The sequence below is a fragment of the Robertkochia sediminum genome (assembly GCF_016786255.1).
Taxonomy (GTDB): domain Bacteria; phylum Bacteroidota; class Bacteroidia; order Flavobacteriales; family Flavobacteriaceae; genus Robertkochia; species Robertkochia sediminum.
In genome coordinates, this window is the sequence record NZ_JADMKT010000021.1 from 1 (window position 1) to 215 (window position 215).

The 215-nt window shown below is 43.3% G+C and carries 1 pseudogene; it reads right to left on the reverse strand.

What is annotated here, in order from left to right:
* Positions 1 to 2: 2 nt before the first annotated feature.
* Positions 3 to 215 (reverse strand): annotated as a pseudogene (locus IS446_RS00060) (hypothetical protein); the annotation flags it as partial.

The following is a 215-nucleotide window of genomic DNA, read 5'->3' on the forward strand; positions in this document are numbered from 1 at the left end:
GGTTAATAACTATCCTGCGCAGCAAGTTCTTTTGAGCTTGCTGTTTTTGTTTTATGGTGATTTGCATCATAATAGGCTTCACTTTTCCAAAGGGCGTACATGAGTAACAGCAGTTTTCGCTGGGTGGCAACCAGGCCAATTATAGGCTTGGATTTAGTGGATTTAAGGCGCATGTAAAAGGGTTTTAAGGTTGGGTTGCACCGTACTGCCGTCAT